Below are 11,849 nucleotides of genomic sequence, written 5' to 3' on the forward strand. Positions count from 1 at the left end.
TAGTTATGCTGAGGTGCTTATGCCTGTATCTGTAAAATGTCCTACCTGCCAGGCCGCCGTCGTCTGGTCGGCGCAAAGCCCACATCGCCCTTTTTGCTCGAAGCGCTGCCAACTCATTGATTTAGGAGAGTGGTCAGAAGAGAACAATAAAATCTCAACGCCACTTAACAGTGCGGATTTATCGCCTGAAGCAGCACGGGATATGGTGGAAGATCTGGAAGCCTTACTGGCCAAAAACGACGATAGTTTTTTTAAAGACTAACTTATACAACCACAAAGCCCGAATAAATAGTTCGGGCTTTGTTCAGTGGTTCAGGATGACTGATGTTGGTGGTGTTTTTTCCCCATCCGTTTATGGCGCAACTCCTTGAGCTTATCACGCTGCTCTTCGGTCAGAATATGATAGACCTTATGCTGGGTTTCCAGTCTGATCAGCATCATGTCACGCTTTTGAGGCTGAAATTGCTCCAATAATACCTGTGCCTGTGCTTTGTCGAACTGCTCGGCCTCGATCAATGCCTTAAATGCTGTGTGGTGCTCTCCTTTGTCTCTGTCACCACGCAGTGACTTAACTTGCTCCTTCTGAGCATCGAAAATACTTTTTAGCTCAGCTTGCTGGCTTTCAGTCAGTGCCAGATGCTTTATCGCACGTTTTGATAACAACATGCGCCCCATTGTTTGCATCGGTTTCATGTGCTTTGCCTTAGCATGCGCCTCAACCTTATCGGTATCAGCTAAAACCGTGCCACTGCCAGCCATAACCGAAGCCAGCAATAATGCTTTTAGTGTGTGACGAATTTTCATCTTGGTGGGTGTGTTCATAATAGCGTCTCCTGTTAAGTTAGGTTCAACTTTAGCAACGCCAGAGCAAAGCAACGTCAAGGCTGTGTAAAGTTTTGTCAAGAGCTGTTGCAGCCCTCACACATCCAGCGTTTCGACATCATTCCCAGAGCGTAAAGAAGTGTAAAGTCAGTCACCTTACTTATATAGTAAATAGTAAGGTAAGATAGGCGTGAGAAGAGTGATTGAGTAACAGTATGAGTGCGAAAGTACTGATAATAGACGACGATAGAGGCCTGTGTGAGCTTCTGCAAGACTATCTGCAAGGCGAAGGGTTTTATGTTGACACCGCCCATACGGGCCCTGTGGGACTGGATATGGCGTTAGACAGGGAGTTTGATGTCATCCTGCTGGATGTGATGCTTCCCCAGTTGGACGGCTTTGAAGTGCTCAAAGCATTACGTGCAAGAAAAATGACGCCCGTGATTATGTTGACCGCCAAAGGCGATGATTTTGACCGGATCTTCGGGCTTGAACTTGGTGCTGATGATTACATCCCAAAACCATTCAATCACAGAGAATTACTGGCAAGGATCAAAGCCATTACTCGCCGCGTCGCCCATTTACTTCATACCACGACCAGTCCCCGTTTCGAATGCCATGAGCTTGCTCTGGATTTATCCTCACGCACCGCGAGTATTAAGGGTATACCACTGCCATTGACAGGTACTGAGTACGAGATGCTCCACCAGCTTATGAAATCTGCGGGTCAGACCGTGACTAAACAAACTTTGTCTCAAGCTGTGCTGGGTCGCCCTCTAGCACCCTATGACAGATCTGTGGATATGCATGTCAGTAATGTGCGGAAAAAAATCGCCGTACATAGTGCACATACCTATATCAAAACCTTACGAGGTTCTGGCTATATTTTTCTTAAGGCTTGAGATGAGGAAGTACTTACTAGTAAAAATTTTCCTATGGTTCTGGGGCACAATTGCTGCCACGCTGTTTATGCTGATGAGTATCAGTCTGTTGCAGCCAGACATACTGGAAACACGCCAAATCAGTCCTGCTATGATGAAAAACCTGCATCACTTGAAACGTAGCATAGAACGGCGTGCACAGAGCCGGCCAGGGCAGGAACTGAATACCTTGTTACCTGGGCGTCATCGCAACCACGGTCCGAAAATTTACTTACGTCACAGTAATGAACAGCTCAGTGTTTTAAGCCATGCGGCACTTCAGGAGTGGGACTTATCTTTGCTGAATTTTACCACCAGTGCGCAACCACAAGTTGTTGATACCGAGCGTTATCGGGCCTATGGTCCACTGGATATCCAATTGCATGGAGAAACATATCAGCTGTTTCAGCTGATGGACCACCGAGACCCACATATTCTGACTAAGATACGAATGCTACCTAACTGGGCTAAGCTCTTGGTATTAATACTGGCAAGCTTTGCATTTAGTCTTTGGTTTGCACGCGGACTGCTCAAACCTGTGCGTCAACTTCAACAGGCTGCCGCTTCCCTCGCTCAGGGGAAGCTGGATGCACGAGCAGGGATTAACGTTTCGCGCCAGGACGAATTAGGCCAGCTGGGTAAAGATTTTGATCAAATGGCGAGCCGCCTGCAGGCTCATGTGACACAACAAAAACGGTTACTGGCTGATATTTCTCACGAACTGCGCTCCCCCTTAACCAGATTACAGATGGCAAACGGCATTGCCAGTGATAAAGCCCCTGCCCCTTTGCTACCGTACTTGCAACGCGTTGAAAAAGAGGCACACTTACTTGAGCACATGTTGAGTGATATTTTGCAGCTGTCCCGACTCGAATCTCAGCAACTGGTGCTCACCCCTCATCCAATTTCACTGACAGAGTTATTAGAACCTATCCTGGATGATGCCAAATTTGAGGGCCAGCAACTGGGTAAACAGATTGAATGGCAACCATTGCCCGACATCACCCTGACAGTCGATGCAGCGTTACTCAACCGTGCTTTTGAGAACATCCTGCGTAACGCCATCAAATACGCCAATAAACAAGTAAGCTTGACGATACAACGCAGTGACGATCAACTCACTGTCACGATCAGCGACGATGGCCCTGGTGTCAGTGACACTATGCTGGAAAAACTGTGTATCCCCTTTTTCAGAGCCTCACAAGCACGCACCCCTGATGGTGCAGCAGAACCCGGTGGATTCGGACTGGGGTTGGCAATTGCGCAGCACGCTGTAAAAGTGCATCATGGCCACATTCAGTTTAGCAACCACAGTGGCCTGCGTGTTACCGTAACGCTGCCAACAGGCGATCATGTATTATAGCGAAAGCACACACTTAACGGACAATCTGGTTCATATCCAGGCGCACTGGGAACGCTGCCAAAAAGGTACATTTTCCAGTGGGGTAGGACCACTCTTTTACGCCAGCCATATTCCGGACAGGGCAAAATTTGCGGTTGTTCTGGTCAATGGCCGTATTGAATCGGCGCATAAGTATCAGGAGTTAATGTGGGAGCTCGCCCGCAACCAAATCGCCGTTTTTACCTTTGATCACCCAGGTCAGGGCCTATCCGGGCGCTTCCTTGCCAATTTGCATATTGGCTATATTGACACTTTTACACAATATGGCGATTGCCTCGATGCATTTATGCAAGAAGTGGTCACCTCACAGTGGCAGGGTGACACGATGATATTGGCACATTCAATGGGGGGAGCAATTGCATGTGATTATTTGTCCCGCTTCACAACTTCTGTTAAAGGTGCATTTCTCAGCGCCCCCATGCTTGCGATTAACACAGCCCCTTACCCTGCCTGGTTTGCGCATGGCGTTGCGTCTACAGCCTGCCTGCTGGGATTGGGGAAGTGCTATGCGATTGGTCAGGCTGACTACTTGCCAAAAGCCTTCGAAGACAATGAATTAACTCAGTGTAAGCACCGTTACGCATTATTCAGGCAACTCTACAGAGATAACCCGGGATTACAGCTGGGCGGTGTCAGTTTCCGCTGGCTTCAGCAGGCACTGCAATTTACTCGAAACATCGAGCAGTTACAGATAGCACTGCCGCTGAGCATCGCCAGTGCTGAGTATGACAGTATTGTCTGCTCAACAGCGCAAGAACAGTTTGCACAACGTCAAACGCATTGTCAGATACAGTCCTATCCAGGTAAACACGAATTACTCTGCGAAACAGACACCATACGACGTGCTGTGCTGGACCAGTTTTATACGTTTGCCGAACAACTCCTTGGCTATCAGCCGTCTCTCAAAAACATCACCAATTACACTGCGGATGAGTTTGGTGACACTGACAGTGACACTGGGTCCTGATGGATCAGGATATCCATTTCCGACTCAAAAGCAGCTTTAATATGTGCCACGACTTCATCGCTGATCTCATGCGCACGAGCCAATGGAATATGGTCATCCAGCTCCAGATGCAACTGTACAAACTTCACTTTACCACTTTGCCGGGTGCGCAGATCATGCACCCCATACACCTCTTCATGACTGGACGCTAACAGGATAATTTCCGTTTTTTCTTCGTCAGGCAGCTCTTTATCCATCAAATGATCCGCACTTTCTCGAGCTATTTCCCAACAATTGTATAGCAGATAAGAAGCAACACCTATCGCAAACAGGGCATCGGCATGCTCTACCTGCCAATGACTCAACAGTAACGCCGTCAACACGGCCAGGTTAAGCAGAATGTCCCCTTTATAATGCAAAGAGTCTGCTTTTATCGCAATTGACTGGGTTCGCTTAACCACATGATGCTGCACAATGACAACAGCCAATGTGCACCCCACAGCAAACAGGCTAACCCACCCCCCCAACAGACTATGCTGAATTGCAACCGGGTTAAACAGGCGTTCAATACCATGGAAAGTTAGTAAACACGCTGAGCCTGCAATAAATGCAGCCTGGCCAAGACCTGCCAAAGCTTCTGCTTTACCATGACCAAAACGATGATCGTCATCTGCAGGGCGGAGCGCATAACTGAGCACCAAAAAACTCATCATAGAAGCACTGACATCCAGTAAGGAATCCGTCAGCGACCCCAGCATAGCTGCACTGCCAGACGCCAGCCAGGCCCAGGCCTTAGCCGTGATCATTAATGCCGCCATTGCGAGTGTAAAAATACTGGAAAATCGGACTAAAAAGTCATAATTGTGGGACACTTATTACCTCAACAACCTCATAAAACTCCTGTCTAGGCTTATCTTATAGTGTAAGTCATGAAAATGAAAAATTAGTGACGCCTACTTCAAATTTTGGTCAGGTATTTGTCTTCGTACAGCACAAAGGTTATACACTGACTTTTAGCCTCCCCACCAGATGCGCTATACTGCGGGCAATATTATTTTGAGGTTATCCATGTTAGACATCGTATTGTATCAGCCTGAAATTCCCCCTAATACAGGCAACATTATTCGCCTGTGTGCAAACACAGGGTTTTCGTTACACCTGATTGAACCTCTGGGTTTTGACTGGGACGACAAACGCGTCAGGCGCGCCGGTTTGGATTACCATGAATTCAGCGAAGTAAAACGTTACCCCTCTTTGGATGCATATCTGCAAGAGCGCAAACCAAATAGAGTCTTTGCCTGTACTACTAAAGGCACCCGATACCATCACGAACCAGACTATCAGAGCGGTGACTGCCTGCTCTTTGGACCTGAAACCAGAGGCTTGCCAGAAGACTTGATTTTCTCTCTACCGGCAGAACAACGTCTGCGGATCCCAATGCGACCAGACAGCAGGAGCATGAACCTGTCAAACGCGGTATCCGTTTTTGTCTATGAATCGTGGCGTCAAATGGGGTTTGATGGGGCGGTTTAATGAATGAAGCCACCGGATGGTGGCTTCTTTTAACTTATCTCTAATTCAGGTTCATTTCCTGAATAATCTCGTGGGCAATAGGCGGAGTCGTACTCACAGGTTTTTCATGTTTGTTGGCCTTGAGCTGACCTTTTCTGTGTTTTAGTGCCGCATCTAACTTTTTAGCTGCATTAGCAATGGCCGGATACATGACGTCGTCCTCTCCTCTTACAGATATCCGGGCGCCTGAATAATTGGTGTTGATCTCAGTATAAAATTTCTTGTGTTCCTTACTGACTATGACATCTATCGACAACAGCGACGGGAAGTGGTTAGCTACTTTGGCAAACTTTTCATCAACGTGTTGCTTTACGGCTTCTGTCATATCTACATGGTGGCCTGAAAGGTTAATTTTCATAAGCGCTCCCTTTTGTTGTTTACCTATTACTAAGTATTGGAGCGAAAGACACAATTCTCAAGCATAAAATTAAGATTTTTGTCATCAAACTGAATTTATTTGTGATAGATCAGGGTCGCGTATGAGTTGGAGAGAAAGTGTTCAAGGAGGCAGGTTTTTCACTGAACAGGCCAGGTTGCTGATACAAACAACCTGGCACTGTGTCGGTCGGCTTACTTGAATGTTAGGTACGCCTCACGCAGCCTTGCAAGGTTTGCGTAGACATAGCTGCCAGACAAACGTCCCTGATTCAGATAAGTACGGTCCAAGCTAATTGAAGTTTCGGGCACATAGCCCTTTTTATAAACTAATGTATTCTGGTCATCGCCTATGCGTGTGCTCACACCGTGACGCCATGCGTGGTTCCCTTTCACCTGACCATACTTAGTTACATTCATATCTTTTCTTGGTGTAAGTGGAATACTAAATGAAATACCCGCTACCTGAACATCTGTATCGTAGGCAAATAGCGACACATAGCTATCACCAAACCAAAACTTGGTTTCAACCTTCATCCCTTTATCTCTTCGCCAGAATTCTCCACCTGAGATATGGAATGAGATATCTTGCTCAACCCAGTGGTATTGATAGCCCATTACATGATAGTCACGGTCTTCATCGTAATCTCTATAGTCGAAGAAACCGTAGGTGTTGTAGAGCTTGTGGCGTCCTGATGGGCTTACCCAGGCCGTTTCATTAATTAACCCGGTATACTCATAAAACTCACGGAAGAGTCCGATCTGAGTCTGGTTATAGAAACCAAACGGCAAATCAAATGTCTGATAAAAAACAGCTCTTTCCAGGCCATTACGTTCACGACGCGCCTCAAAAATATCACCGGCTTCAAATTCTTCTGTATCAGCAACCACCGTTTGCGCTGTGATATTGACACCCGCACCACGCCATACTGGGATCTCTAAATCAGCCCTGAGCGCTAACGAGAAATCATAGACTCCCATCTCTGTTGCATAAGTTGAACTGAGTGACGGCCCAAGTGTCAGTCGAGGTTTAAAGTAAGGGCTGTTAACTGCACCATCACCAATCCATGCGACTCCACCGGGGACATCCATCATTCCCTGACGAATAATCAATCCAGGTGAGATACCGTCAGTAATAAACTGCCGATAATTGCTGACCTGTCCTGACAACGACAACAATGGAATGTCATGTTTACCCAGTTGAACAGTAAAGCTCGCGTTATCATCACTGATATATTGCGCAACCCGGCCTAAGACAACCCCTATCGCGTCAATATCATTTCGGTTGAATACTGAGTTTTCGAATTTCACCACAACGACAGGCTCACGGTTTACACCAACTTGTACGTTTTCAAACCCATCAGCAACAAGTGCGTGTTTAAGCGCCCGTATCTCAGTGTTCAATTCGCTGATATTTACTTCCTGAGTTGAGTTTGGCTCGCTACTTTGAGCTTTATGAGCAAAGCTATCCGGTTTTGGCACATCAACAATAACTGACTTGGTGGTTTGCACGCCTTGCTCAGACAAATGTGCTATCACACCTGCATTATCGGGCGCGGGTTGTATTTCCTGATAGTCAGCTTGGGACTGTTCCGACAAAGGCATAGAGAAATTAATACCATAATAGGTATCTTTATCGCTGTGATCTGTGTTGCTATAAAAGCGACTCGTCAGAGTCAGAGTACCAAGATCAAACAACCAAGCTTTAGGCACGGTCAAGCGAGCAGCCGCATTTACCGCTTCTGCATCATGCTCAACTTGCAAGGCAAACCAATCCAGTGGTTGCCACTCGATACCTGCAAACACCCCATCCATCATACCAATTTCGCTTTTGCTGGTGCTTAACCCAGCCGAAAAACGAAAATCCAGCCAGTCTTTTGAGGCCACTGCAAAATAAGATTCATAATGGTTCGCTGCCCCACCGATATCTTTCCCTCCAATAGCCAAATCAAACCAGTCCTCAGGAACAAAAGGTATTTGATATTTCGCGTTGAATGACAAATCCCTTATCTGGTTTTCACCAAGGGCCTTTGATTCGAATAGGTTATCATGCATACTGCTGGCTGCAATTTGGCCACTCACTTCCAACCCTTGCCACAACCCTACTGAAAAGATGTAATTATGGCCGTCAACAAAGCCTGAGGCACCAAAATCCAGCTGGTTATTATAACCAATATCAATCACTCCGGAGTCAAGGACCTCCGCTGAAGGGGTATTCACTAAACCGGTAAAACCGGTAAAGCTCTGGTAGTGTTGGGGGGGTTCTTGTGCAACAGCGATAAAAGAGCAAGTCAATAAGCCACTTGCTAAAATAGGGGTTAGTTTAGACATAGTCCTCTGCTCGGTTAAGATATTATAATGACCAAAAATTTCTCCGCACTATATCATCAGGGTGATTACGGTTGTGCATGAAACGATCACTTGAGTCGAAAATTTTCAAAAGACTTTTAGCTGCCAGTACAGAAGAGACAGATCAATAAAAATTCCAACGGTACGAGTCTGATTTTGATTTTAAAGTCCACTAGCTTGGTGAAAGAACACCAATCGTTCTCTCACTTAACAAGCTAATTACTTATTTTAGGTTAACAATATTTGTTTCAGGTAACTCTTCAAGTTGCTGCCTGGCGTTCCACACTAAGTCACAAATACCATCAGTCGGGTTAAATCCGGTAGGGGCTTCAAGCAACAGCTGTCGGATAACTTGATGGTCAAAGTCATGGCACGCCTTATCTAGAGTCTCTAGGATCTCTTCTAACTCTCGCAAAGGCAACATAACTTCTTTTGCTGTCATAATCCTTTCATGTGAGGTTTGTTCAACATTATCACCGATAAGCAGCTCTTCATATAGCTTTTCACCTGGTCGCAATCCTGTACACTTAATCTCAATATCTCCATGCGGATTTGCCTCACTTTTTACCTCAAGACCAGACAAGTGCACCATTTTTGTTGCAAGATCTTTGATTTTTACAGACTCGCCCATATCCAGGACAAATACATCGCCCCCTCTTCCCATTGCTCCAGCCTGAATAACCAGCTGCGCCGCCTCAGGTATAGTCATAAAGAATCGGGTGATTTCTGGGTGAGTAAGCGTGATAGGACCACCTTGCTTAATTTGTTTTCTAAACAAAGGTACCACTGAGCCTGAAGAGCCAAGTACATTGCCGAAACGCACCATACAGAAGCGTGTTTTATTTTGTCCTTTTGCTAATCCTTGCAGCACCAGTTCAGCCATACGCTTTGTTGCCCCCATCACATTTGTGGGTCTAACAGCTTTATCCGTCGAAATCAGCACGAATGTTTCAACATTAGAGTTAATTGCAGCCTTCGCCGTATAATATGTACCAAACACATTATTGCGAACACCCTCGACCACATTGTGCTCCACCAAAGGGACATGTTTATATGCTGCAGCATGGTAAACAGTTTCAACAGCGAACGCTTTCATGCAGGTTTCTACACGGTTCACCCGTTGAACAGAGCCCACTATTGGAATGATCTCAATTCCCAAGCCTTTTTTCCTCACAGCCTCGGAAAGCTCTTTTTCAATTGAGTATAAGGCGAATTCAGAAATCTCAAATAAAACAAGTTTGCTTGGTTCGTGATTAATAATTTGACGACATAGCTCTGAACCGATTGACCCTCCAGCACCAGTTACCATTACACATTTGTGCTTTATATTGGCAGCCATTAAATCCAGTTTTGGAGATACCGAATCGCGACCAAGCAAATCTTCGATCTCAACATCCTTAATTTCGTCTAAATTAGCCTTGCCCTCTACAACATCAACCATACCAGGGATAGTAAGTACCTCTACAGGCAGTTTTTCTAACTTAGCCAGCACTTCTTTCCTGCGAGCTCTGGAAGTGCTAGGTAAAGCAAGTAGTATCTTTTCCACTTTGCCGCGGTCAATTAAGTTGTATAAGGAATCAAATGCAACGACTGGAACCCCTTGGATAATAGAATGATGTTTATGTTCGTCATCATCGATAAAGGCCGTAACAAAATAATCAGGCCCTGCTCCCAGTGCGGTAGCCAATTGCCTCCCCGCGTCACCTGCCCCATATATCACGACAGGCGTCTTATTTACAGAGGCCAATCGACCGACCATAGCTCGAACCATGATTCTGGATCCTCCTACTGATAAGATCACCAACCATGCATAGATCAATGGCATAGTTCTGGGAATATTAACTTGTAGAAAAAACGCAATAATCACTAACGCGACTGTGCTAATCACAGTACCTGTAACGATCGCTCCCACAGCGTGGGCACCAACATAGCGCAGTACAGCTCGATAAAGACCTAGGTTAATGAAACCAAATAAGCTAATAGGTACAACAAGACTGAGTAGCAACCAGTTACTCATAATTGTTAGTGGTTCAAAGCTATCCAATCGTACTATCAGTGCGAGCCAAAAAGCACTTACGATAAACAATGAGTCAATAAAAAGGGTAATGATGCGCTTTCTAGCACGAGAAGTACTTAAAATAGCACGGAACAAGCTATCCATGTAAAATCCTAAAACTGAGTCTTTTGGCACAAAGACAAATGTATTATTTGTTTCCGAGTATCACAAATGATATACAAAAAAGCGCGATTCGCCAACCAACGGGACCGCGCTTCATAGATCCTTAATTAAATACTCGCCTGAGACAGTACATCCTTAATCACTGCCGCAGTCTTCTTTACTTCACTCTCAGTAAGAGTTGGATGTACTAAAAACATCAAAGATGTCTCACCCAGCTCCCGAGCATTCTTCAGACGCTCAGCAGGCCTCCACGGGGTTCCATCGAACGCTTTTTCTAAGTAAACTTCCGAACAACTTCCCTGGTAGCAAGGTACACCCAAAGCATTTATTTTATCTACGATCTTGTCCCTGCTCCACCCATCGGCGAGCTTGTCAGGGCAAATGAAAAGGTAGTGTTTATATTCTGCATGCTCAATGTAACTTGGAACTTGAACAGGCCTAACAACATCAAGATCCGCAACGGACTGATCTATCAGACGAGCATTTTGCTGGCGCTTAGATGTCCACTCAGTCATTTTGGTTAACTGTATGCGACCAATAGTAGCTTGCATCTCAGTCATTCGCCAGTTTGTACCAAAACTCTCATGAAGCCATCTGAAGCCAGGAGGATGTTCTCTATTGTAGATTGCATCGAAGCTCTTACCGTGATCTTTGTATGACCACATATACGACCAGAGTTCTTTGTCGTTCGTTGTCACCATGCCACCTTCACCACCGGTTGTCATGATCTTGTCTTGGCAGAACGACCAGGCACCAATGTGACCAATACTACCAACACTCTTACCTTTGTACTTTGCGCCATGGGCTTGAGCACAGTCCTCTATTACCTTAAAACCATGCCTTTCAGAGAGCGCCATAATATCATCCATCTCGGCAGGCATTCCTGCAAGATGCACCACTATCACAGCTTTTGTTCGTTCTGTTAACACAGCTTCAATAGATTCAGCAGTGATGTTTTGACTATTCAGGTCAACATCGGCAAACACCGGCACAGCCCCAGCGGTCACAATTGAAGAAGCGGAAGCCAAAAAGGTACGAGACGTTGTAATAACTTCATCACCATTGCCAACACCTAACGCTTTCAGCGCGATATCAAGAGCTAGTGTGCCATTGCCCAATGCCACCGCATATTCGCATCCAACCCAAGAGGCAAACTCTTTTTCGAATTCTCTGCCTTCGTTACCAGTCCAGTAATTTACTTTATTAGACAAAATTACACGACTTACTGAATCAGCTTCCTCCTGGGTAAAACTCGGCCAAGGGGAAAAAGGAGTATTTAACATG

General features: G+C 45.7%; 11 protein-coding genes. 5 read left to right on the top strand and 6 right to left on the bottom strand.

Features of this window, described 5'->3' with window-relative positions:
* Nucleotides 1-19: 19 nt before the first annotated feature.
* Nucleotides 20-262, top strand: coding sequence for a DNA gyrase inhibitor YacG (yacG, locus tag ACXAH1_RS00585; protein ID WP_054014754.1), 243 nt, complete (start codon nt 20-22; stop codon nt 260-262).
* Between the two features lie 50 nt (nt 263-312).
* Here the strand turns inward: yacG and ACXAH1_RS00590 are convergent, their stop codons facing one another.
* Nucleotides 313-822 (bottom strand): Spy/CpxP family protein refolding chaperone, encoded by a 510-nt coding sequence (locus ACXAH1_RS00590; RefSeq protein WP_475192939.1) that lies wholly within the window; start codon nt 820-822, stop codon nt 313-315.
* 215 nt (nt 823-1,037) lie between these two features.
* Between ACXAH1_RS00590 and ACXAH1_RS00595 the strand changes: the two genes are divergently transcribed.
* The 3 genes from ACXAH1_RS00595 to ACXAH1_RS00605 are packed head-to-tail and all read left to right on the top strand — an operon-like array spanning nt 1,038 to nt 4,111.
* The gene (locus ACXAH1_RS00595) at nt 1,038-1,724 is read left to right on the top strand and encodes a response regulator transcription factor (protein WP_138545342.1); all 687 of its coding nucleotides are present in this window, start codon (nt 1,038-1,040) and stop codon (nt 1,722-1,724) included.
* Between the two features lies 1 nt (nt 1,725).
* Nucleotides 1,726-3,105, top strand: coding sequence for an ATP-binding protein (locus tag ACXAH1_RS00600; protein WP_475192941.1), 1,380 nt, complete (start codon nt 1,726-1,728; stop codon nt 3,103-3,105).
* Nucleotides 3,095-4,111: an alpha/beta fold hydrolase gene (locus ACXAH1_RS00605; protein WP_475192944.1), complete on the top strand. Its 1,017-nt coding sequence runs from the start codon at nt 3,095-3,097 to the stop codon at nt 4,109-4,111. Before ACXAH1_RS00600 ends, ACXAH1_RS00605 begins: the two co-directional genes overlap by 11 nt.
* On the opposite strand, the gene ACXAH1_RS00610 is transcribed toward ACXAH1_RS00605, so the two are convergent.
* A complete protein-coding gene (locus ACXAH1_RS00610) occupies nt 4,063-4,962 on the bottom strand; it encodes a cation diffusion facilitator family transporter (protein ID WP_475192946.1) in 900 nt (299 codons plus the stop codon). The two genes, ACXAH1_RS00605 and ACXAH1_RS00610, sit on opposite strands and share 49 nt — an antisense overlap.
* 196 nt (nt 4,963-5,158) lie before the next feature.
* Here ACXAH1_RS00610 and trmL point away from each other — a divergent pair, with 196 nt between their 5' ends.
* Complete coding sequence (trmL, locus tag ACXAH1_RS00615; RefSeq protein ID WP_253046736.1) at nt 5,159-5,623, top strand: tRNA (uridine(34)/cytosine(34)/5-carboxymethylaminomethyluridine(34)-2'-O)-methyltransferase TrmL; 465 nt, start codon at nt 5,159-5,161, stop codon at nt 5,621-5,623.
* Between the two features lie 40 nt (nt 5,624-5,663).
* Here trmL and hpf read toward each other — a convergent pair whose 3' ends face one another.
* From hpf to ACXAH1_RS00635, 4 genes are all read right to left on the bottom strand, one after another.
* Entirely contained in the window at nt 5,664-6,020 is a 357-nt protein-coding gene (gene hpf, locus ACXAH1_RS00620) for a ribosome hibernation-promoting factor, HPF/YfiA family (RefSeq protein WP_054014760.1), read from the bottom strand.
* Between the two features lie 212 nt (nt 6,021-6,232).
* Complete coding sequence (locus ACXAH1_RS00625) at nt 6,233-8,368, bottom strand: YjbH domain-containing protein (RefSeq protein ID WP_475192949.1); 2,136 nt, start codon at nt 8,366-8,368, stop codon at nt 6,233-6,235.
* Nucleotides 8,369-8,609: 241 nt separating this feature from the next.
* Nucleotides 8,610-10,547, bottom strand: coding sequence for a polysaccharide biosynthesis protein (locus tag ACXAH1_RS00630; RefSeq protein ID WP_475192952.1), 1,938 nt, complete (start codon nt 10,545-10,547; stop codon nt 8,610-8,612).
* A 125-nt stretch (nt 10,548-10,672) separates the two neighbouring features.
* Nucleotides 10,673-11,848 carry a DegT/DnrJ/EryC1/StrS family aminotransferase gene (locus tag ACXAH1_RS00635; protein ID WP_475192954.1) on the bottom strand — a complete coding sequence of 392 codons (1,176 nt, stop codon included), beginning with the start codon at nt 11,846-11,848 and terminating at the stop codon, nt 10,673-10,675.
* Nucleotide 11,849 lies beyond the last annotated feature (1 nt).

This window comes from Pseudoalteromonas sp. AWH4_217, from assembly GCF_056161105.1.

Bases quoted from the DNA above. Each gene is read 5' to 3' on its own strand.
- ACXAH1_RS00635 (WP_475192954.1), bottom strand. From the start codon at position 11,848: ATGTTAAATACTCCTTTTTCCCCTTGGCCGAGTTTTACCCAGGAGGAA.
- trmL (WP_253046736.1), top strand. From the start codon at position 5,159: ATGTTAGACATCGTATTGTATCAGCCTGAAATTCCCCCTAATACAGGC.
- ACXAH1_RS00625 (WP_475192949.1), bottom strand. From the start codon at position 8,368: ATGTCTAAACTAACCCCTATTTTAGCAAGTGGCTTATTGACTTGCTCT.
- yacG (WP_054014754.1), top strand. From the start codon at position 20: ATGCCTGTATCTGTAAAATGTCCTACCTGCCAGGCCGCCGTCGTCTGG.
- ACXAH1_RS00630 (WP_475192952.1), bottom strand. From the start codon at position 10,547: ATGGATAGCTTGTTCCGTGCTATTTTAAGTACTTCTCGTGCTAGAAAG.
- ACXAH1_RS00590 (WP_475192939.1), bottom strand. From the start codon at position 822: ATGAACACACCCACCAAGATGAAAATTCGTCACACACTAAAAGCATTA.
- ACXAH1_RS00605 (WP_475192944.1), top strand. From the start codon at position 3,095: ATGTATTATAGCGAAAGCACACACTTAACGGACAATCTGGTTCATATC.
- ACXAH1_RS00600 (WP_475192941.1), top strand. From the start codon at position 1,726: ATGAGGAAGTACTTACTAGTAAAAATTTTCCTATGGTTCTGGGGCACA.
- ACXAH1_RS00595 (WP_138545342.1), top strand. From the start codon at position 1,038: ATGAGTGCGAAAGTACTGATAATAGACGACGATAGAGGCCTGTGTGAG.
- hpf (WP_054014760.1), bottom strand. From the start codon at position 6,020: ATGAAAATTAACCTTTCAGGCCACCATGTAGATATGACAGAAGCCGTA.